General features: G+C 64.6%; 2 protein-coding genes (1 of these 2 running past the window's edge). Both read left to right on the top strand.

Annotated features, from left to right (window positions below; translation table 11 throughout):
• A protein-coding gene (locus AC3WMV_RS23795) for a non-ribosomal peptide synthetase (RefSeq protein ID WP_103369012.1) crosses the window boundary here: on the top strand, positions 1–6,977 show its 3' portion. 6,037 nt of this gene lie to the left of the window's left edge; only the last 6,977 of its 13,014 coding nucleotides appear in the window; the start codon falls outside the window, past its left edge; its stop codon occupies positions 6,975–6,977.
• A complete protein-coding gene (locus AC3WMV_RS23790; RefSeq protein WP_103369013.1) occupies positions 6,974–24,796 on the top strand; it encodes a non-ribosomal peptide synthase/polyketide synthase in 17,823 nt (5,940 codons plus the stop codon). Before AC3WMV_RS23795 ends, AC3WMV_RS23790 begins: the two co-directional genes overlap by 4 nt.

The following is a 24,796-nucleotide window of genomic DNA, read 5'->3' as shown; positions in this document are numbered from 1 at the left end:
TGGGGCGCAACGACGATCAGGTCAAACTGCGTGGCGTGCGTATCGAACTCGGTGAAATCGAAGCCGCGCTCGGCAGCCACGCTGCGCTGCAGGAAGCGGTGGTGCTGGTTCGCGACGGGCGACTGATTGCCTGGTTCACTGAGCGCACGGCGGTCGATATTCAGCAGTTGCACTCGCATTTACAAGCACGCTTGCCGGATGCGCTGTTGCCGGCGGCATACGTACGGCTGGACGCATTGCCGTTGACCGCCAACGGCAAGATCGACCGCAAGGCCTTGCCGGAACCGGAGCAGGGCGCGTGGCTCAGTCGCGAATATGAAGCGCCACAGGGTGCGCTGGAAACCGCGCTGGCGCAGATCTGGATCGACGTGCTGAAAGTCGAGCGGGTCGGGCGTCACGACAACTTCTTCGAGCTGGGCGGGCATTCGCTGTTGGCGGTGAGCCTGATCGAACGCATGCGCCAGATCGACCTCGCCGCCGACGTGCGCGTGTTGTTCAATCAGCCGACCCTGGCTGCACTGGCCACCGCCGTGGGCAGCGGTCGTGAAATCGAAGTGCCGGCCAACCGCATTCCGCCGGGCTGCACGCACATCACCCCGGACCTGCTCAGCCTGACCGAACTCGATCAGGCGAGCATCGAGCGCATCGTCGCCACGGTGCCGGGCGGGACCGCCAACGTGCAGGACATCTATCCGCTGGCGCCGTTGCAGGAGGGCATTCTTTATCACCACTTGAGCGCCGAACAGGGCGATCCGTACCTGCTGCAATCGCGGCTGATCTTCGACAGCATCGAGCGCTTGCGCACCTTCAGCCAAGCCTTGCAGCAGGTCATCGCGCGCCACGACATTCTGCGCACCAGTGTGGTCTGGGAAGGGCTGGCGAGTCCGCAGCAAGTGGTCTGGCGTCAGGCGCCGCTGGTGGTGCAAGCGGTGCCGCTGGACCCGGCGCAGGGCGACGTTCTTGACCAGTTGCACGCACGCTTCGATGCCCGGCACAACCGCCTCGACCTGAGCCAGGCGCCGCTGATGCGCATCGTCTACGCCGAAGACCCGGCGCAGCAACGGGTGGTGGCGATCATCCTGTTCCAGCACCTGATTCTCGACCACACCGCCATGGACGTGGTCGGGCAGGAGATGCGCGCGTTCATGTTCAATCAGGCCGACAGCCTCGGCACGCCGATGCCGTATCGCAACTACGTGGCGCAGGCGCGTCTGGGTGCCAGCGAGCAGGAGCACGAAACGTTCTTCCGCGACATGCTCGGCGATATCGACGAACCGACCCTGCCATTCGGTCTGCATGACGTGCAAGGCGATGGCGGCGACATTGAGGAGGCGCAGCAAGCCGTCGATGCCGGGTTGACCCTGCGCCTGCGTGAACAGGCGCGGCAGTTGGGTGTCAGCCCGGCGAGCCTGATGCACCTGGCGTGGGCGCAGGTGGTGGGGGTGCTTGCCAACCGCCGCGACGTGGTGTTCGGCACGGTGCTGTTGGGGCGTTTGCAGGGCGGTGAGGGCGCGGATCGCACCCTCGGCGTGTTCATCAATACCTTGCCGCTGCGGGTGGATGTCAGCGAAGGCGTGCGCGCTGCGGTCAAGACAACCCACGCACGGCTGACCGCGCTGCTCGCCCATGAACATGCGCCATTGGCGCTGGCCCAGCGCTGCAGCGCAGTGTCCGGCGCGCCGCTGTTCAGTGCACTGCTCAACTACCGGCATACCGCTGCCGAGGAGCAACCGCGTGACGGTCAGGGCATCTGGGAAGGCGTGCAATTGCTCGGTGGCGAAGAGCGCAGCAACTATCCGCTGACCCTCAGCGTCGACGATCTCGGCGAAGACTTTTCCCTGTCCGTGCTGGCGCTGGCGCAGATCGGCGCGCAACGGATCTGCGGCTACATGCACACCGCGCTGGAACATCTGGTGCACGCACTGGAGCAGACGCCACAGCGTGCGCTCAACCGCTTGCCGATTCTTGCGGTGGAGGAATATGAACGCCTGGTGGTCGGTTTCAACCCGACGGCGGCGGCATACCCGCGCGGTGCAACGATTCAGGCGCTGGTGCAAGTGCAGGCCGAGCAGCGGCCGCAGGCACTGGCGGTGGTGCAGGACACGCAGCAACTGACTTATGCGCAACTCAATCAGCAGGCCAATCGCCTGGCGCATCACCTGCTCGGCCTCGGCGTGCAGCCGGACGACCGGATTGCCGTGTGCCTGCAGCGCAGCCCGCAGATGCTGGTGGCGCTGCTGGCGATTCTCAAGGCCGGCGCCGGTTATGTGCCGGTCGATCCGGCGTACCCGGCCGACCGCATCGCCTACCTGTTGCAGGACAGCGATCCGGTGGCGGTGCTGGCGCAGGGTTCGACCCGCGAGCTGCTGGGCCGGGTGCCGGTGATCGATCTGGACAACGTCCTCTGGCAACACCTGCCGCAGACCAATCCGCAACTGCCGACGCTGACCCCGGCGCATCTGGCCTACGTGATTTACACCTCGGGCTCGACCGGTCAGCCGAAAGGCGTGACGGTCGAACACGCGACACTGGAGAACCTTGTGCACTGGCACTGTGAGGCATTCGACCTGCGCGCCGGCAGTCACACCGCCAGCGTCGCCGGTTGCGGTTTCGACGCGATGGCCTGGGAAGTCTGGCCGGCGCTGTGCGTCGGCGCGACCCTGCACCTGCCGCCGCCGTCGATCAGCAACGAACACCTGGATGAACTGCTCGACTGGTGGCGCGCGCAACCGTTGCAGGTAAGTTTCCTGCCGACGCCGATTGCCGAATACGCCTTCAGTCGTGAGCTGGGTCACCCGACCTTGCGCACGCTGTTGATCGGTGGCGACAAGTTGCGGCAGTTCCCGCGTGAGCAGACCTTTGCCGTGATCAACAACTACGGCCCGACCGAGGCCACGGTGGTCGCGACCTCCGGGCAAATCAATGCCGGACAGCTGCTGCACATCGGCCGGCCGATGAGCAACGCCAGGGTTTACCTGCTCGATGAACAGCAACGTCCAGTGCCGGTGGGTGTTGCCGGTGAACTGTACGTCGGTGGCGCGGGTGTCGCCCGTGGTTATCTGAACCGTCCCGAGCTGACTGCCGAACGCTTCCTCGAAGACCCGTTCAGTGACGAGCCGCAGGCGCGCATGTACCGCACCGGTGACCTCGCGCGCTGGCTGGCCGATGGCAATATCGAATACCTGGGACGTAACGACGATCAGGTCAAACTGCGCGGCGTGCGGGTTGAACTGGGTGAAATCGAAGCCGCGCTGTCCAGCCATCCGGCAGTACAGGACGCGGTGGTGCTGGTGCGCGAGGCGCGGTTGATCGCCTGGTTTACTGCTTGTACAACAGTCGATATCGAGGAGCTGCGCGCGCATCTGCAGGCGCGTCTGCCACAGGCACTGGTGCCGGCAGCTTACGTGCGGCTTGAGGCGCTGCCGCTGACCGCCAACGGCAAACTCGACCGCAAGGGCTTGCCCGAACCGGATCAGGACGCCTGGCTCAGCCGCGAATACGCAGCGCCGCAAGGGCCGGTGGAAACCGCGCTGGCGCAGGTCTGGGCCGAGGTGTTGCAGGTCGAACAGGTCGGTCGACACGACAACTTCTTTGAACTGGGCGGGCATTCGCTGCTGGCGGTGACCCTGATCGAGCGCATGCGTCAGCTCGGCCTGAGCACCGACGTGCGCGTGCTGTTCAGCCAGCCAACCCTTGCCGCGCTAGCCGCTGCGGTGGGCAGTGGTCGCGAAGTCGCGGTGCCGGATAACCTGATTCCGTTTGGTTGCACGCATATCACCCCGGACATGCTGACGCTGGTGCAACTGGATCAGCAGAGCATCGAGCGGATCGTTGCCACGGTGCCGGGTGGTGCCGCCAACGTGCAGGACATTTATCCGCTGGCGCCGTTGCAGGAAGGCATTCTTTATCACCACTTGAGCGCCGCGCACGGCGATCCATACCTGCTGCAATCGCGCCTGGCATTCGACAGTCTTGAACGCTTGCAGGCCTTTGCCGCCGCGCTGCGTCAGGTCATGAGTCGCCATGACATCCTGCGCACCGGGGTGGTCTGGGAAGGGTTGGCGACACCGGTGCAAGTGGTCTGGCGCGAAGCCGAGCTGCCGCTGCAGGAGGTTGCATTCGATACGGCGGGCGATGATGTTCTGGCGCAGTTGTATGAGCGTTTCGACGCGCGGCATTACCGCATCGACATCAGTCAGGCGCCGCTGATTCGTCTGGTGTATGCGCAAGATCCGGCCAACGACCGGGTGGTCGCCATGCTGCTGTTCCATCACATCGCCATGGATCACACGGCGCTGGAAGTGGTGCAGCAGGAACTGCAGGCGCTGCTCTTCGGTCACGGCGAAGCCCTGATACCCGCCGTGCCGTATCGCAATTACGTGGCGCAGACCCGGCTGGGTGTCAGCGAGCAGGAACACGAAGCGTTCTTCCGCGCGATGCTCGGCGAGATCGACGAGCCAACGCTGCCATTCGGTCTGCTGGACGTGCACGGTGACGGCCATGACATCGAAGAAGTCCGTCAGCGCCTGCCGGACGCCGTGGCGCAACGTTTGCGCAGCCAGGCGCGGCAGCTGGGCGTGAGCGTCGCGAGCCTGTTCCATCTGGCGTTTGCCCAGGTATTGGCGGCGACTTCCGGATATGCGCGCGTGGTGTTCGGCACCGTGCTGCTGGGGCGGATGCAGGGCGGTACCGGCGCTGATCGTGGTCTGGGAATGTTCATCAACACGCTGCCGCTGCGGGTGGATCTGGGTGATGTTTCGGTGCGTGCCGGGGTGCGCGCCACCCACGCGCAACTGACGGCATTGCTCGGCCATGAACATGCGTCACTGGCGCTGGCCCAGCGTTGCAGCGGGGTGGCGGCGCCGTCGCCGCTGTTCAGCGCCATGCTCAACTACCGGCACAGCGTCAGCGCAGAACAGTTGCAAGCCAATCGCCTGGCCTGGCAAGGCATCGAGAACCTGTCCAGCGAGGAGCGCACCAACTATCCGCTGAGCTTCAACGTCGATGACCTGGGTCAGGGTTTTGACCTCACGGCCATGACCCCTTCGCCGATTGGCGCGGCGCGGCTGTGTGGCTACATGCAGCAGGCGTTGGCGGGGCTGGTCGAGGCGCTGGAGCAGACACCGCAGCAGGCCTTGAACCGCCTGCCGGTGCTGGCGGATGCCGAGCGCCAGCAGGTGCTGTTCGGGTTCAATGCCACTGACGTCGATTACGACCTTGAGCAGACCATTCACGGTCTGTTCGAAGCGCAAGTGGCGCGCTCGCCGCAGGCGCCCGCGGTGGTTGCTGATGAAAAGCAACTGACTTATGCCGAACTCAATGTCCGGGCCAATCAACTGGCGCGGCACCTGCGCGAATTGGGTGTAGGGCCGGATGCGCGGGTGGCTATCTGCGTCGAGCGCGGTCTGGACATGGTGGTCGGGCTGCTGGCGATCCTCAAGGCCGGTGGCGGTTATGTGCCGCTGGATCCGGCTTATCCGCTGGAGCGTCTGGCCTACATGCTGGAGGACAGCGCGCCGCTGGCGGTGCTGGTGCAGGGAACCACGCGTTCGTTGCTCGGCGATGTAGCGGTGCCGCTGATCGATCTGGATCAGCCGCACTGGCAGTCGCTGGCGACGGACAATCTATCGCTCGCTGAACTGACTCTGCAGCACACCGCCTACGTGATCTACACCTCCGGTTCCACCGGCCAACCGAAAGGCGTGATTAACGAACATCGCGGGGTGGTCAACCGTTTGCTGTGGATGCAAGACGCCTATCAACTGACGGCTGCCGATACGGTGCTGCAAAAAACGCCGTTCAGCTTCGACGTCTCGGTCTGGGAGTTCTTCTGGCCGCTGATGACCGGCGCCCGGTTGGTCATGGCCCGGCCCGAGGGGCACAAGGATCCGCTGTACCTCAGCGAAATCATCGAACGCGAATACATCACCACGCTGCACTTCGTGCCGTCGATGCTCGACGTGTTTCTCGCCCACGCCGACACCGCACGCTGCAACAGCCTGCGGCAAGTCATGTGCAGCGGCGAAGCGTTGCCGGGCAGCGTGGTACGACGCTTCAAACAGCAACTGCCGGGCAGCGAATTGCACAACCTCTACGGCCCGACCGAAGCCGCGGTGGACGTGACCGCGTGGAATTGCGCCGGGCCGGTCGAAAGCACTCCGGACAACACACCGATCGGCAAACCAATCGCCAACACCCGCATGTACATCCTCGATGCCCAGCAACAACCGGTGCCGCACGGCGTGGTCGGCGAGCTGTACATCGGTGGCGTGCAGGTGGCGCGCGGTTATCTGAATCGCCCGGAACTGAACGCCGAACGCTTCCTCACCGATCCGTTCCAGGCCAATGGGCGGATGTACCGCACCGGCGACGTCGCCCGCTATCTGCCGGACGGCAATATCGAATACCTGGGCCGCAACGATGATCAGGTGAAGATCCGTGGCCTGCGCATTGAGCTTGGCGAGATTCAAGCACGCCTGACCCAGATCGATGGCGTGCAGGAAGCCGCCGTACTGGCCCGCGAAGATGCATCCGGCGACAAGCGTCTGGTGGCGTACTACACCGGGGCACGCCTGGAAATCGACGTGCTGCGCAGCCACTTGCTGGAGCACCTGCCGGACTACATGGTGCCCGCGCTGTTCTTGCATCTCGCTGCACTGCCGCTGAGCCCCAACGGCAAACTCGACCGCAAGGCGCTGCCGGCCCCGGATCAGGCCGCATTGCCGGTGCGCGAATACGAAGCCCCGGTAGGCGACGTCGAAATCACCCTCGCACGGCTCTGGGCCGAGTTGCTCAACGTCGAGCGGGTAGGGCGCCACGATCATTTCTTTGAACTGGGTGGTCACTCGCTGCTGGCGGTCAGTCTGATCGGCCGGCTGCGTCAGGAAGGCATGGAAGCCGATGTCAGGTCGCTGTTCGAACATCCGACCCTGGCCGGCTACGCCGCAATTACCGAACGAATGGAGATCGTCCTGTGAACGTGATCGAACTGTTGGCCACATTGAAGGCTAAAGATATTCAGCTGGCGGTCGCGGACGACCAATTGCGGGTCAACGGCAACAAACAGGCGTTGAACGACCCGGCGTTGCTGGCGCTGTTGCGCGAGCACAAACCGGCGCTGATCGAACTGATCAAGGCCGGGCAGTACTCGGCCAGCAAGCATGGCCAGGTCGAAGTGCCGGCCAATGGCATCGTCTCGGGCACCACGCGCATCACCCCGGCGATGCTGACGCTGGTCGAACTCGACCAGGCGACCATCGACCACCTCGTCGCACAAGCCCCCGGCGGCGCGGCCAACGTGCAGGACATCTACCCGCTGGCGCCGTTGCAGGAAGGCATCCTGTATCACCACGTCAGTGGCGGTGACGGTGATCCGTATGTCATGCAGTCGCATTTCGCCTTTGCCAGCCGCGAGCGTTTTCAAGCGTTCGCTCAAGCGCTGCAAAACGTGATCGATCGCCATGACATTCTGCGCACCGCTGTGCATTGGGCAGGGCTGGATGCACCGGTGCAGGTGGTCTGGCGCCGGGCCGAACTGCCGGTGGAAGAGGTGACGCTGCCTGATGCAAATGGCGACGTTCTGGCGTATCTGCATGAGCGCTTCGATGCCCGGCACTTCCGCCTCGACGTTACCCAGGCGCCGCTGATGCGTCTGGCCCACGCCTGGGATGAAGCCGGGCAACGGGTGATCGCCACGCTGTTGTTCCATCACATGGCGCTCGACCACTCGGCGCTCGACGTGGTGCGCCACGAAATGCGCGCGTGCCTCACCGGACAGAGTGGGCTGCTCGGGCGCCCGGTGCCGTTTCGCAACTACGTGGCGCAGGCGCGTCTGGGCGTCAGCGAGGCCGAGCACGAGGCGTTCTTCCGCGAGATGCTCAGCGACATCGACGAACCGACGCTGCCTTACGGCCTGCAGGACGTGCAAGGTGACGGCAGCGAAATCGTCGAACTCAGCGTGCCGGTCGCGGCGCTATTGGGCCAGCGCCTGCGGGCGCAGGCGCGGACGCTCGGCGTCAGTGTCGCCAGCTTGTTTCACCTCGGCTGGGCGCAGGTGCTGGCCGCGCTGACCGGCAAGCAGCAAGTGGTGTTCGGCACGGTGCTGATGGGTCGTATGCAAGGCGCCGAAGCGATTGACCGGGCGCTGGGGATTTTCATCAACACCTTGCCGTTGCGGGTGAATATCGACGGCCAGGATGTGCGCGCGGCAGTCAACGCCACCCACGCCCGGCTGACCACGCTGATGCGTCACGAACACGCACCGCTGGCTCTGGCTCAGCGCTGCAGTCATGTGGTGGCGCCGACGCCGCTGTTCAGCACGCTGCTCAATTATCGCCACAGCCACAACGTCGCCACCGCCAGTGCCGAAACCCTCGCGGCGTGGGACGGTATCTCCACGTTGCACTCCGAAGAGCGCAGCAACTATCCGCTGACGATGAGTGTCGATGACCTCGGTGACGCCTTCAGCCTGACCCTGCTGGCCAGCACCCAGACCGATCCGCAGCGCATCTGCGATTACCTGCACTGCGCGCTGGAAAACCTCGTGCTCGCGCTGGAGCAGGCGCCGCAGACACCGATCAACCAACTGCCGATTCTGCCGGCGGCAGAGCTTGAACAGGTGCTGCTCGGCTTCAATGCCACCCATGTGGATTTCCCGACGGCACAGACCATTCAGCAGCGTTTCGAGGCGCAGGTGGCCGCACGGCCGGACGCGCTGGCGGCAGTGTTTGCCGACGCGCAACTAACCTACGCCGAACTCAATCGTCAGGCCAACGCCTTGGCGCAGCACCTGATCGGGTTGAGCGTGAAACCGGATGACCGCGTGGCGATCGTCGCCCGTCGCGGGCTGGACACCCTGGTCGGACTGGTGGCGATCCTCAAGGCTGGTGCCGGTTACGTGCCGATTGACCCGGCGCACCCGGCCGAGCGTTTGAACTACCTGCTCGACGACAGCGCCCCAGTCGCCGTACTGACCCAAAGTCATTTGCGCGAGCGACTGCCGGCGCTAAACGTGCCGGTGCTCGACCTCGATCACTGCAACTGGCCGCTGACGGTTACGCAAAACCCGCAGGTACCGGGCCTGAGCACCGCGAACCTGGCCTACGTGATCTACACCTCCGGCTCCACTGGTTTGCCCAAAGGCGTGATGGTCGAGCATCACACCTTGAGCAATCTGGTCGACTGGCACTGCACGGCGTTCGACCTCTGCGCCGGGCGCCACACCTCAAGCCTCGCCGGCTTTGGTTTCGATGCGATGGCCTGGGAAGTCTGGCCGGCGCTGTGCGTGGGCGCGACCCTGCATCTGGCGCCGACTCACGAGGGCGGCGAAGACATCGATGCCTTGCTCGCGTGGTGGTGCGCGCAGCCGCTGGACGTGAGCTTCCTGCCGACCCCGGTGGCCGAATACGCCTTCAGCCAGAACCTCGAACACCCGACCCTGCGCACGTTGCTGATCGGCGGCGACCGCTTGCGGCAGTTCAATCGCAATCAGCATTTCGACGTGATCAACAACTACGGCCCGACCGAGGCCACAGTGGTCGCGACCTCAGGGCGGGTAGCAAGCGGCGACGCGCTGCACATCGGCAAACCGCTAAGCAATGCCACGGTGTACCTGCTCGACGAACAGCAGCGCCCGGTGCCGCTTGGCGTGGCGGGCGAGTTGTACGTTGGCGGTGCCGGGGTCGCCCGTGGCTACCTGAATCGCCCGGACATGACCGCCGAGCGCTTTCTGCGTGACCCGTTCAGCCCCTTGCCGAATGCGCGGATGTACCGCACCGGCGACCTTGCACGCTGGCGCGAGGACGGCAACATCGAGTACCTGGGGCGCAACGACGATCAGGTGAAGATCCGTGGCGTGCGCATCGAACTGGGGGAAATCGAAACCTGCCTCAACCAGTTGCCGGGGATTCAGGAGGCGGTGCTGCTGGCCCGCGAAGATCAACCCGGCCAGCCGCGCCTGGTGGCCTACTTCACCGAACAGCCGCAGGTCGAAGCGCTGCCGGTGGGCGAGTTGCGCGCGCAACTGCTCAGCCGGTTGCCGGAATACATGGTGCCGACGGCGTTCGTCAAACTCGCTGCGCTGCCGTTGACCGCCAACGGCAAGGTCGACCGCAAGGCCTTGCCAGCGCCGGATCTGGCGGCGCTGTTCACTCGCGAGTACGCAGCGCCCGAAGGCGAGGTGGAAACCGCGCTGGCGCAGATCTGGGCCGACGTGCTGCAGGTCGAGCGGGTTGGGCGCCAGGATCACTTTTTCGAACTCGGCGGGCATTCGTTGCTGGCGATGCGCATGGTCTCGCAAGTGCGCCAACGTCTGGGTGTCGAGCTGGCGCTGAGCGATCTGTTTGCCAACGCCGAACTGGCGGCGGTCGCGGCAGTGCTGAACGAGGCCGGACGCTGTGCGCAACCGCAGATCGTGCCGGTCCCGCGTGACGGCGCGTTGCCGCTGTCGTTCGCCCAACAACGCCTGTGGTTCCTCGCGCAAATGGAAGGCGCCAACACCGCCTACAACATTCCCGTGGCCCTGCGGCTGCGTGGCCGTCTCGACGACGCGGCGCTGCAACGCGCGCTGGCGCGCATTGTGGCCCGCCACGAAACCCTGCGCAGCCGCTTCGCCCAATTCAACGACGAAGCGCAAGTGCTGATCGCCCCGGTGGATACCGGTCTTCTGCTGCGGGTCGAAGACCTGCGTCAGCACCCGCAACCCGAGGAAACCCTGCAGGCGCTGATTCAGGGCGAAGCCTCCGGGCCGTTCGACTTGCAGGACGATCCGTTGATTCGCGGGCGACTGGTGCGGTTGGCCGACGATCACCATGTGCTGTTGCTGACCCTGCACCACATCATCTCTGACGGCTGGTCGATGGGCGTTTTGACCCGTGAACTGATGGCGCTGTATCAGGCGTTCAGTCATGGCCAGCCGGATCCATTGCCGCCGCTGGCGCTGCAATACACCGACTACGCGGTGTGGCAGCGGCGCTGGCTCAGCGGCGAGGTGCTGCAGCGTCAGAGCGAATACTGGCAACAGACCCTCGCTGGTGCCCCGGCGCTGTTGATGCTGCCGATCGATCGGCCGCGCCCGGCGCAGCAGGACTATGCCGGCAGCAGCGTTGCCGTCGTGCTCGACGAGCGCCTTAGCGCCGGGCTCAAAGCCTTGGGCCAGCGCCACGGCGTGACCCTGTACATGACGCTGATGAGTGCCTGGGCGATGCTGCTCAGCCGCTTGTCCGGGCAGGCTGAAGTGGTGATCGGTTCGCCGGTGGCCAACCGCACCCGCGCCGAAATCGAAGGCCTGATCGGCATGTTCGTCAACACCCTGGCGCTGCGCATCGACACCTCGGGCGAGCTGAGCGTCGAAGCGCTGCTGGCGCGGGTCAAGGCGCAAACCCTGCAAGCGCAGGCGCATCAGGATCTGCCGTTCGAGCAAGTGGTGGAAATCACCCGGCCCGTGCGCAGCCTGGCGCACAGCCCGTTGTTCCAGACCTTGCTCAGTTGGGATGGCCTCGAAAGCCCGGCGCTGGCCCTCGGCGAACTGACGCTGGAAGGCGTGGCCGAGCCGAGCCACTTCGCCAAGTTCGACCTGTCGTTGAGCCTCAGTGAGTCCAACGGCATCATTCGCGGTGCGCTGGAATACGCCACGGCGTTGTTCGACCAGAGCACGGTCGAGCGCTTCGTCGGTTACTTCCAGCGTCTGTTGCAGTCGATGGTCGCCAACGATCAGGCGCTGCTGGAACAGGCGCTGCTGCTGGCGCCGGAAGAACAGCAGCGCTTGTTGGTCGAGTTCAATGCCACGGCGGTCGATTACAACCTTGAGCAGACCATTCACGGCTTGTTCGAGGCGCAAGTGGCGCGCTCGTCGCAGGCGCCAGCGGTGGTCGCTGAAGAACAGCAACTGACTTATGCCGAACTCAACGCCCGGGCCAATCAACTGGCGCGGCACCTGCGCGAATTGGGCGTAGGGCCGGACTCACGGGTGGCTATCTGCGTCGAGCGCGGTCTGGACATGGTGGTCGGACTGCTGGCGATCCTCAAGGCTGGCGGCGGTTATGTGCCGCTGGACCCGGCGTATCCGCTGGAGCGTCTGGCTTACATGCTGGAAGACAGCGCGCCGCTGGCGGTGCTGGTGCAGGGGGCGACGCGTTCGTTGCTCGGTGACGTTGGCGTGCCGGTGATCGATCTGGATCAGCCGCACTGGCAAGCGCTGGTGACGGAAAACCTTTCGCTCGCTGAATTGAACCCGCACCACACCGCCTACGTGATCTACACCTCCGGCTCCACCGGCCAACCGAAAGGCGTGATCAATGAGCACAGCGGCGTAGTCAACCGCTTGCTGTGGATGCAGGACGCTTACCAACTGAGTTCTGCCGACACGGTGCTGCAAAAGACCCCGTTCAGCTTCGACGTCTCGGTCTGGGAATTCTTCTGGCCGCTGATGACTGGCGCCCGATTGGTCATGGCCCGACCTGAAGGGCACAAGGATCCGCAATACCTCAGCGAAATCATCGAACGCGAACACATCACCACGTTGCACTTTGTCCCGTCGATGCTCGATGTATTTCTCGCCCACGCCGACACCGCACGTTGCAGCAGTCTGCGGCAAGTGATGTGCAGCGGCGAAGCGCTGCCGGGCAGCGTGGTGCGGCGCTTCAAACAGCAACTGCCGGGCAGCGAACTGCACAACCTGTACGGCCCGACCGAAGCCGCAGTGGACGTCACCGCGTGGAACTGCGCCGGGCCGCTGGAAAGCACCCCGGACAACACGCCGATCGGCAAACCGATCGCCAACACCCGCATGTACATCCTCGATGCCCAGCAACAACCGGTGCCGCACGGCGTGGTCGGCGAGCTGTACATCGGTGGCGTGCAGGTAGCGCGCGGTTATCTGAATCGCCCGGAACTGAACGCCGAACGCTTCCTCAACGACCCGTTCCAGAGTAATGGGCGGATGTACCGCACCGGCGACGTCGCCCGCTATCTGCCGGACGGCAATATCGAATACCTGGGCCGTAACGACGATCAGGTGAAGATCCGTGGCCTGCGTATCGAACTCGGTGAAATCCAGGCACGCCTGACCCAGATCGATGGCGTGCAGGAAGCCGCCGTACTGGCCCGCGAAGACGTTCCGGGCGACAAGCGTCTGGTGGCGTACTACACCGGCGCACAGCTGGAAATTGAAACACTGCGCGGCCACTTGCTGGAAAACCTGCCGGACTACATGGTGCCCGCCGTGTTCGTGCATCTCGATGCATTGCCGCTGAGCCCTAACGGCAAACTCGACCGCAAGGCGCTGCCGGCCCCCGATCTGACGGCGCTGACCGCCCGTGAATACGAAGCCCCGGTCGGTGAAGTGGAAATCGCTCTTGCCCAGCTCTGGGCTGAGTTGCTCAAGGTTGAGCGGGTAGGCCGCCACGATCATTTCTTTGAACTGGGTGGTCACTCGCTGCTGGCGGTGAATCTGGTGGCGCGGATGCGCCGTGCCGGCCTGAGCGCCGACATTCGCGTGCTGTTCAACCAGCCGACCCTCGCCGCGCTGGCCGCTGCCGTGGGCGGTGAGCCCGAGGCCGAAGTCGCGGCCAACCTGATCACTGCGGACTGCACGCGCATCACTCCCGAGTTGTTGCCACTGGTGGCGCTCGACCAGCCGAGCATCGACCGCATCGTCGCCAGCATCCCCGGCGGCGTGGCCAACGTGCAGGATATTTATCCGCTGGCGCCGTTGCAGACCGGCATCCTGTTCCACCATTTGTCCGCCGCACAGGGCGATCCGTACGTGTTGCAGGCGCAGTTCGCGTTTGCCGATGAACAACGCCTGAACACCTTCACTCAAGCCTTGCAGAACGTAATCCAGCGTCACGACATCCTGCGCACTTCGCTGTTCTGGGACGGGTTGCAAGACCCGGTGCAAGTGGTCTGGCGTGAGGCGCCGCTGGTGTGTGAAGCGCTGGAGCTGAATGGCGCGGACGGCGATGTACTGGAGCAATTGCGCCGGCGTTTCGACGCCACGCAGTACCGCATGGCCGTCAATCAGGCGCCGCTGATGCGCGTAGTGCACGCGTGGGATTCAGCCAATCAGCGGGTGGTGGCGTTGTTGCTGTTCCATCACCTGGTGATGGACCATGTGGCACTGGAGGTGCTGCAACACGAAATGCAGGCGTTCCTCAGCGGCCAGCCGCAGCGTCTGGCCGAGCCGGTGCCGTATCGCAATTATGTGGCGCATACCCTGTCCGGGTTGAGTGACCAGCAGCACGAAGAGTTCTTCGGCAAGATGCTCGGTGACGTCGACGAACCAACCTTGCCTTACGGGCAGAGCCCGGCGCCGGAAGGGCTGGCCACGCAGGCACAGTTGAGCCTCGACACCGCGCTGAGCCGCGACCTGCGCAGTCAGGCGCGGCGTCTGGGTGTCAGCGCGGCGAGCCTGATGCACCTGGCGTGGGCGCAGGTTCTGGGGCAGTTGTCCGGTCGCGATGACGTGGTTTTCGGTACGGTATTGCTCGGTCGCTTGCAGGGCGGCGAGGGCGCCGAACGGGCGCTCGGGGTGTTCATCAACACCTTGCCATTGCGCATCGATCTGCGTGCGCACAGCGTCAAGGGCGCGGCACTGGCGACGCATCAACGGCTCAGTCAGTTACTGCAGCACGAACACGCGCAACTGGCGCGCATCCAGCATTGCAGCGCCATGGCGCCGACCACGCCATTGTTCAGCACTTTGTTCAATTATCGCCACGGAGCCGCGGCGGGTGGCGGTTCTGCCGAGGCCCAAACGGCTTGGCAAGGCATGCAATTGCTTGAGGCCGAAGAACACAGCAACTATCGCCTGACCCTCAGTGTCGACGATCTCGGTGAAGGTTTCAGCCTGACGGCGCTGGCCGGTGCCGGCATCGATGCGCGGCGCACCTGCGACTATCTGCAATGCGCCCTGCACAGGCTGGTGGATGCGCTGGAACACGCGCCGCATCAAGGTTTCGAGCACCTGTCGATCCTGCCGGATGCGGAGCGCGAGCAGTTGTTGCACAGCTTCAACGCGACCCGCGCCAATTACCCACAGGGACTGACGATTGCCCAGCGTTTCGAGCAACAAACGCTTGAACGACCGCAGGCGCTGGCGGCGGTGTTTGCCGGTGCTTCGCTGAGCTATGCCGAGTTGAACCGGCAGGCCAACAGTCTGGCGCATCATCTGATTGCATCGGGTGTACAGCCTGACGATCGCGTGGCCATCGTCGCCCGACGCGGTCTTGATACGCTGGTCGGGCTGGTGGCGATTCTCAAGGCCGGCGCCGGTTATGTGCCGGTGGATCCGGCGCACCCGGCAGAGCGCCTGAGCTATATGCTGCAAGACAGTGCGCCCGTCGCGGTGCTGAGCCAAAGCGATCTGCGTGAACGCCTGCCGGCATTGTCGGTGCCGCTGATCGACCTTGATCTGCACCAGTGGCCAAACGGGCCAATCGACAACCCGTCGCTGCCGGCCCTGACCCCGCAGCACCTGGCTTACGTTATCTATACCTCCGGCTCCACCGGTCTGCCGAAAGGCGTGATGGTCGAGCACCAGACGCTGAGCAATCTCGTGGACTGGCACTGCGCGGCCTTCGATCTGCACGCCGGCAGCCTTACCTCAAGCCTGGCCGGGTTCGGTTTCGACGCCATGGCCTGGGAGGTCTGGCCGGCGCTGTGCGTGGGTGCGACCGTGCATCTGGCGCCAAACCATGACGGCAACGAAGACATCGACGCGTTGCTCGCCTGGTGGCGGGCGCAGCCGCTGGACGTGAGCTTCCTGCCGACCCCGGTGGCCGAATACGCCTTCAGTCAGGAGCCGGCGCATCCAACCCTGAAAACCCTGTTGATCGGCGGCGATCGACTGCGTCAGTTCAACCGTAACCAGCCGTTCCGGGTGATCAACAACTATGGCCCGACCGAGGCTACGGTGGTCGCTACCTCCGGCCTGATTGCGGCGGGCGAGGTGCTGCATATCGGTAAACCGGTGAGCAATGCCATGGTGTATCTGCTCGACGCACGGCAACGCCCGGTACCGCTGGGGGTGATCGGCGAGTTGTATGTCGGAGGTGCCGGCGTGGCCCGTGGTTACCTGAACCGTCCGCAGATGACCACCGAACGCTTTCTGCGCGATCCGTTCAGCAGCCTGCCAAATGCACGTATGTACCGCACCGGCGACCTTGCGCGCTGGCACGAGGACGGCACGCTTGAATACCTCGGGCGCAACGACGATCAGGTGAAAATCCGAGGCGTGCGTATCGAGTTGGGCGAGATCGAAACCCGGCTCAATCAGCTCCCCGGTGTTCAGGATGCGGTGTTGCTGGCCCGTGAGGACGAACCCGGTCAGCCACGGTTGGTGGCGTATTACACCGAGCAGGGCGCATCGTTGAGCGTCGCTGATTTGCGCGCGCACCTGCTCACGCAATTGCCTGAGTACATGGTGCCGGCGGCGTTTGTCCGGCTCGACGCGTTACCCCTGACCGCCAATGGCAAGGTTGATCGCAAGGCATTGCCGAAACCTGACCTGACTGCGCTATTCACCCGCGAATACATCGAGCCGCAAGGTGAGCTGGAAACCGCGCTGGCGCAGATCTGGGCCGAGGTGCTACAGGTCGATCGGGTCGGCCGGCATGATCACTTTTTCGAACTCGGCGGCCACTCGCTGCTGGCCATGCGCATGGTCGCGCAGGTGCGTCAGCAACTGGGACTGGAGCTGGTGCTGGCTGATCTGTTCGCCAACCCTGAACTGGCGGCGGTCGCCGAATGCCTGTGCGTAGCGCAGGTCAGTAGCCAACCGCAGATCGTAGCGGTGCCGCGTGACGGCACGCTGTCCTTCGCCCAACAGCGCCTGTGGTTCCTCGCGCAAATGAACGGCGGCAACTCGGCGTACAACATTCCACTTGGCCTGCGCCTGCGCGGGCAACTCGATGTCGAAGCCTTGCAGCGCGCGCTGACGCAGATCGTTGCGCGCCACGAAACCCTGCGCAGCCGCTTCGTCAGCGTCGACGATCAGGCGCAGGTGACGATTGCACCGGTCGATAGCGGTCTGCTGTTGCAAGTGGAAGACCTGCGCCAGGATCCACAGGCCGAAGCCACGGTGCAGGCACTGCTCGCGCAGGAAGCCGCGACTGCCTTCGATCTGCAGCACGATCCGCTGATTCGCGGTCGCCTGCTGCGTCTGGCTGACGATCATCATGTGCTGTTGCTGACCGTGCATCACATCGTCGCCGACGGTTGGTCGATGGGCGTGCTGACCCGTGAGCTGATGGCGCTGTATCAGGCCTTCAGTCACGGTCAGCCGGATCCATTGCCGCCATTGACCCTGCAATACGGCGACTACGCCGTGTGGCAGCGGCGCTGGCTCAGCGGTGAAGTGCTGCAGCGGCAGAGCGATTACTGGCAGCAGACCCTCGACGGCGCGCCGGCCTTGCTGACCCTGCCCACCGACCGTCCGCGTCCGGTACAGCAAGATTTCGCCGGCAGCAGCGTCGAAGTGCGGCTCGACGAGCGTCTGAGCGCCGGGCTCAAAGCCTTGAGTCAGCGTCACGGCGTGACCCTGTTCATGACCCTGATGAGTGCCTGGTCGCTGTTGCTGAGTCGTCTGTCCGGGCAGTCCGACGTGGTGATCGGCTCGCCGGTGGCCAACCGCACCCGGGCCGAGATCGAAGGCCTGATCGGCATGTTCGTCAACACCCTGGCCCTGCGCATCGACACCTCGGGCGAGCCGAGCGTGGCCACGCTGCTGGCGCGGGTCAAGGCGCGCACGCTGGAGGCACAGGCGCATCAGGATCTGCCGTTCGAGCAAGTGGTGGAAATCACCCGGCCGGCGCGCAGTCTGGCGCACAGCCCGTTGTTCCAGAGCACGCTGAGCTGGGACAGCAACGTCGGCCCGAACCTGGTGCTGGGCGATCTGAGCCTCGAAGGTGTGGCCGCGCCGGGCCGGGTGGCCAAGTTCGACCTGACCCTGACCCTGGGTGAGGTCAACGGGGTGATTCGCGGATCGCTGGAATACGCGACGGCGTTGTTCGATCAAGCGACCGTCGAGCGTTATGTTGGCTACTTGCAGCGCCTGCTGGCGGCGATGGTCAACGATGAGCAGACGGCGTTGGAGCGGGTGCCGTTACTCGCCGAGTCTGAGCGTCAGCGCTTGCTCTACGACTTCAACGCCACGGCGCGCGAGTACCCGCAAACGCTGACCGTGCACGGGATTTTCCAGCAGCAGGCAGCGGCACATCCGAAGGCGGTGGCGGCGGTGCATGGCGAGCATTCGCTGAGCTACTTTGAGCTGAACGCCCAGGCCAACCGTCTGGCGCATCACTTGATCAGCCAGGGCGTGCAGCCGGGCGACCACGTGGCGATCCTGTTGCCGCGTTCACTGGAGCTGCTGGTGGCGCAACTGGCGATTGCCAAGTGCGCGGCGGCCTATGTGCCGCTGGACATCAACGCGCCGAGCGAGCGGCAGGCGTTCATGGTCGAGGACTGTCAGGCCGCAGCGTTGCTGACCCTCAGCAGCGAAGTCATCGACTACGTCGCACCACGCATCGACCTCGACCGCGTGACCCTCAGCGGCCAACCGACGCACAACCCGAACCTGGCGCAGTCCTCGGAGTCGCTGGCGTACATCATGTACACCTCCGGCTCCACCGGCACCCCGAAAGGCGTGATGGTGCCGCACCGCGCCATCGGCCGCCTGGTGCTGAACAACGGTTACGCCGATTTCAATGCGCAGGACCGCGTGGTGTTCGCCTCCAACCCGGCGTTCGATGCGAGCACCATGGACATCTGGGGGCCGCTGCTCAACGGCGGGCGCGTGGTGGTCATCGATCACCAGACCCTGCTTGATCCGAACGCGTTCGGCCATGAATTGAGCGCCTCCGGGGCGACGGTGCTGTTCGTCACCACGGCGCTGTTCAACCAGTACGTGCAGTTGATTCCGCAGGCGCTCAAAGACCTGCGCATTCTGTTGTGCGGCGGTGAACGCGGCGATCCGGCAGCGTTCCGTCGACTGCTGGCCGAGGCGCCGCAGTTGCGCATGGTGCATTGCTACGGCCCGACCGAAACCACCACTTACGCCACGACATTTGACGTGCGTGAAGTGGCGGAAAACGCCGAGAGCGTGCCGATTGGCGGGCCGATCTCCAACACCCAGGCGTATGTGCTCGACGCGCATCAGCAACCGGTGCCGATGGGCGTGACCGGCGAGTTGTACATTGGCGGGCAGGGCGTGGCGCTGGGTTATCTGAATCGCCCGGATCTGACTGCCGAGAAGTTTCTGCGTGATCCGTTCAGCGAGCAGCCGGGTGCGTTGCTTTATCGCACCGGCGACCTCGCACGCTGGCTGGCACCGGGGCAGCTCGATTGCGTCGGGCGCAATGACGATCAGGTGAAGATTCGCGGTTTCCGTATCGAGTTGGGCGAAATCGAAAACCGCCTGCTCAACTGCCAGGGGATCAAGGAAGCCGTGGTGCTGGCGCGCCGCGATGGTCAGGACATCACCCGCCTGGTGGCGTACTACACCGCGCACGTCGGGCGCCTGGACAGCGCCGATCTGCATGCGCAGTTGCTGGCGCGACTGCCGGAATACATGGTGCCGAGCGCGTGGGTGCAACTGGATGGGCTGCCGTTGAACAACAACGGCAAGGTCGACCGCAAGGCGCTGCCGGCGCCGACCCAGGCAGCGATGCTCAGCCGGCTGTATGTCGCGCCGATCTCGGCACTGGAACACCATTTGGCGCGGATCTGGGCCAGTTTGCTGCAGCTCGAACAGGTCGGTCGTCACGACAACTTCTTCGAACTGGGCGGGCATTCGTTGCTGGCGATGCGCATGCTGTCGCAGGTGCGCCAGCAGTTGGGCGTCGAGCTGACACTCGCCGAGCTGTTCGCCAATCCCGAGCTGGCCGCTGTCGCCGAGGTGCTGAGCCGGGCGGGACGCAGCACCTTGCCGGAGATTTTGCCGGCACCGCGTGATCAGGCATTGCCGCTGTCCTTCGCCCAGCAACGCCTGTGGTTCCTGGCGCAGATGGACGGCGGCCACAGCGCCTACAACATCCCGGTCGGTCTGCGCCTGCGCGGTCGGCTGGATGAAGACGCGCTGCAACGGGCACTGGCACGTATCGTCGCGCGTCACGAAACCCTGCGCAGCCGCTTCAGCCAGATCGACGATCAGCCGCAGGTGCTTATTCTGCCGGCCGAGAGCGGTCTGTTGCTGGCGGTAGAAGACTTGCGTCAGCACCCGCAGGCTGACAACGCCTTGCGCGGCCTGATCGAAGAGCAGGCCTGCGCCTCCTTCAATCTGCAGCACGATGCGCTGCTGCGCGGACGTCTGGTGCGTCTGGCTGATGATCATCATGTGCTGTTGTTGACGCTGCACCACATCATCGCCGATGGCTGGTCGATGGGCGTGCTGACTCGCGAGCTGGCCGCGTTGTATCAAGCGTTCAGCCGTGGCGAAGACGATCCGCTGCCGCCGCTGGCGCTGCAATACACCGACTACGCGGTGTGGCAGCGGCGCTGGCTCAGTGGCGAGGTCCTGCAGCGTCAAAGCGATTACTGGCAGCAGACCCTGGCCGGCGCGCCGGCCTTGCTGACCCTGCCCACCGATCGTCCGCGTCCGTCACAGCAGGACTATTCCGGCAGCCGCGTCGACATGCTGCTCGATCAACACTTGAGCGCCGGTTTGAAAGCCTTGTGTCAGCGTCGCGCGGTGACGCCGTACATGGTGATCATGAGCGCCTGGGCGATGTTGCTCAGTCGGTTGTCCGGGCAGAGCGACGTGGTGATCGGCTCGCCAGTGGCCAACCGCACCCGCGCCGAGATCGAAGGCCTGATCGGCATGTTCGTCAACACCCTGGCGCTGCGCATCGACACCTCGGGTGAGCCGAGCGGCGAGGCGCTGCTGGCGCGGGTCAAAGCGCGGACTCTGGGCGCTCAGGCGCATCAGGATCTGCCGTTCGAGCAAGTGGTGGACATCAGCAAACCAGTCCGCAGTCTGTCGCACAGCGCGTTGTTCCAGACCATGCTCAGTTGGGACAACAACGACGGCCCGAGCCTGACCCTCGGCGACCTGACCCTGGAAGGGGTGGCCGGCGACAGCCACTTTGTGAAATTCGACCTGTCACTGAGCCTCGGCGATTCGCCCGACGGGATTCGCGGCTCATTGCGCTACGCCACGGCCTTGTTCGATGAGTCAACGGTGCATCGTTTTGTCGGCTACTTCCAGCGGCTGCTGGCGGCGCTGGTCAACGATGATCAGGCAGTGCTTGCGCAAGTGCCGTTGCTGGCACCGCAGGAGCAGCAGCGTTTGCTGGTCGATTTCAATGCCAGCGCCGTTGATTGTCCGCTGGAGCAGCCGTTGCATGGCTTGTTCGAAGCGCAGGTGCGGCGCAAACCGGACGCCATCGCGCTGCAGTCCGCGCAGGGAACCCTGACTTACCGCGAGCTCAATCAGCGTGCTAACCGTTTGGCCCAGCATCTGCGCGAACTCGGTGTGCAGCCGGATGCACGGGTGGCGATCTGCGTCGAGCGCGGGTTGGATCTGGTGGTCGGTCTGCTCGGCATTCTCAAGGCCGGTGGTGCTTATGTGCCGCTGGACCCGGGGTATCCGGTGGAGCGTCTGGCCTACATGCTCAAGGACAGCGCGCCGACCGCGGTGCTGGTGCAGACCGCTACTTGCGGACTGTTCGATGAGGCGGCCGCCACGGTGATCGACCTTGACCGCAGTACCTGGCAGCACCTGCCGGATCACGATTCGTCAGTGCCGAGCCTCAGTGCTTCAAATCTTGCGTACATGATCTACACCTCGGGCTCTACCGGGTTGCCGAAGGGGGTGATGATCGAACACCGCAGCGCCTGCAACATGGTGCATTGGGGTTCGCAGATTTCGCCGCCGACCGAACACGGCGCGCTGCTGCAAAAAGCGCCGTTCAGCTTCGACAGTTCGGTGTGGGAGATCTTCTGGCCGCTGTGTTCGGGGATGCGATTGGTATTGGCACGGCCGGACGGCAACCGCGATTCGGCGTATGTGGTGCAGACCATTCGTGAGCAGCAGGTGACGGTGGTCAAGTTCGTCCCTGCGTTGCTTCAGCAGTTCATCGAGCAGGACGGTGTCGAGCAATGCACCAGCCTGACCGATGTGCTCAACGGCGGCGGTGAACTCAGCGCGGCGCTGGCGCGCCAAGTGCGCGATCGCCTGCCGTGGGTGCGGTTGCACAACGTTTACGGCCCGACTGAAACCACGGTGGACAGCACGGGCTGGACGCTGGAACCGCACATGCCAGTGCCGGAAAACGTGGTGCCGATCGGCAAGGCTCTGAGTAACACGCGTTTGTACGTGCTCGATGCGTACGGTCAACCGGTGCCGCAAGGCGTCAGCGGCGAGTTGCACATTGGCGGCGTCGGCGTGGCGCGTGGTTATCACGGACTGCCGGAGATGCAGGCCGAGCGCTTCATCGACAGCCCGTTTGTGCTGGGGGATCGCCTTTACCGCACTGGCGATCTGGCGCGCTACAACAATCATGGGGAACTGGAATTCCTCGGCCGCAATGACTTCCAGATCAAGCTGCGTGGCTTGCGTCTGGAGCCGGGGGAAATCGAGGCGCGGCTGATCGAACATCCGGCGGTTCGCCAAGCGGTGGTGATGGTGCGCGATGAGCGTCTGGTGGCCTGGTACAGCTTGCGCGCCGGCATCGACGCGCCATCGTTGGATACCTTGCGCAGCCATGTGCTGGAGCGTTTGCCGGAGTACATGGTGCCGGGCGCGTTTGTGCTGCTCGACGCGTTGCCACTGACGCCAAACGACAAGATTGATCGCAAAGCCTTGCCGGAACCGGGTGCAGACGCGGTGATCAACCGCCCATACGTGGCGCCCGAGGGGGAAGTCGAAACCGCGCTGGCGCAGATCTGGGGCGAGGTGCTTGGCGTCGAACAGGTCGGACGGCACGACAACTTCTTTGAACTCGGTGGGCATTCGTTGCTGGCGGTGAAGCTGGTCAATCTGCTGCAACGGGCCGGGCTGCCACTGTCGCTGGCCGAGCTGTTCCAGTATCCGAGCATCGAGTCTGCCGCCGCGCTGCTCAGTCAGGGCGAGGCGCTCAGTCAGCCTGACGGGCTGGTCGTGGTGCGTGCCGGGGCGCACGGTACGCCGCTGTTTCTGCTGCATGAATTCAGCGGCAGGGACGTGTATTTCCCGACGCTGGCCCAGCACATCGGTGGCGAGTTCCCGATTTACGGTTTGCCCGGTGTGCCGCTGGGGCAAGCGCAATTGCGCACGCTTGAGTGCATGGCGCAGCGCATGGTCGGAATCATCCGCGCGGTACAGCCTCACGGGCCGTATCGGCTGGCGGGCTGGTCGTTCGGCGGGGTGCTGGCGCATGAGGTCGCGCAGCAATTGCTCGGCCTCGATGAGCCGGTGGATTTCATCGGCATGCTCGACAGCTACGCGCCAAACCCGCTCGCCCAGGACAAGGCAATGTGGAGCGGCGAGGGCCTCGACAAGCGCCAGTTACTTGGCCATTGCCGAGGGCGTTCGCTGATGCTGGGTGCCGAAACCGAGGCGGCGCTGGCGGCGGTGCAAGTGCTGGAAGCGCAAGTCGAACAGCTGGATTTCCCCGAGCTGTTCAAGCGCTGTCAGGCGCAGCAACTGACCGATCCGGAACTGGCCACGGTCAGCGCGGCGGACGCCTGGCATTACTTTGATCGCGAAGCGGCGCATCGTCTGGCGCTGGCGCATTACCGGGTCAGCCCGGCGAGCCAGCCGATCCACCTGTTCCGTGCCCAGGAACTGATGGAAGGCCAGTCATTGCCGAGCCCGACGCGCGGCTGGGAAGAGCGCTTCGACATTGGCTTGCTGCGTTGCATCGACATCCCCGGCGATCACCGGACCATGATGAAGCACCCGCACATCCAAGCGCTTGGCCAGGCCATTACCCAGGCGCTGGAAACCCTGGTGACGCCGGAACCGACGCTGTATCAACCGCTGCTGACGATTCAGACCGGGCAGCCGGGGTATGCGCCGATTTTCTGTGTGCCGGGGGCGGGTGACAGCGTCACCGGGTTCATTCACCTGACCGAGGCGATCGGCCCGGAGTGGCCGATCATCGGCTTGCAACCGCGCGGGCTGGACGGCGTCAGTGTGCCGCACAGCGCGGTCGAAGCCGCTGCCGCGTTCTACCTGCAAGCCATCGAGCAGATCCACCCGCAGGGGCCGCTGCACCTGATCGGCCATTCGTTCGGCGGCTGGGTCGCGCATGCCATGGCCGCGCAGTTGCAGGCGGCCGGGCGCGAGGTGGCTTCGCTGACGTTGATCGACAGCGAAGCGCCGGGTGGTGACGGCACGGCGGGCAAACCGTACACGGCCACTGCCGCGCTGCAACGGCTGATCGACACCCTGCAGTTGTCCTGTGGCAAATCGCTGGGCATCGATCCTGCGACCTTCGCCAACGCCGACGACACCACACAATTGCGTCTGCTGCACGCAGGCATGGTGCGCGCCGGGGTGTTGTCGGAGCGGGCGGCGCCGGATGCGATGCACGGCCCGGTTCGCACTTTCGCCGCGGCGCTGCGCACGGTCTATCAACCGCGTCTGGCCTACACCGGGCCGGTGCGGCTGGTGCTGGTCGATGACCCGACGCTGGACGAGTGGGGCAATCAGCGCGAACAAGCGGCGATGCTCGAAGGCTGGCAGCGACAGGTCAGCGATCTGGCGGAGTGGTACGGGCCGGGCAACCACTTCACGATTCTCAAGGCGCCCAACGTCTTCAGTTTCGCCGCGTGGTGGCATGACGGCCTGGCGCTGACGGTCGGAGAAGTGCTGTCCTGA

It is taken from the genome of Pseudomonas sp. FW305-3-2-15-E-TSA4, from assembly GCF_058787295.1.
This window is presented reverse-complemented; position numbering and strand designations above follow the sequence as displayed.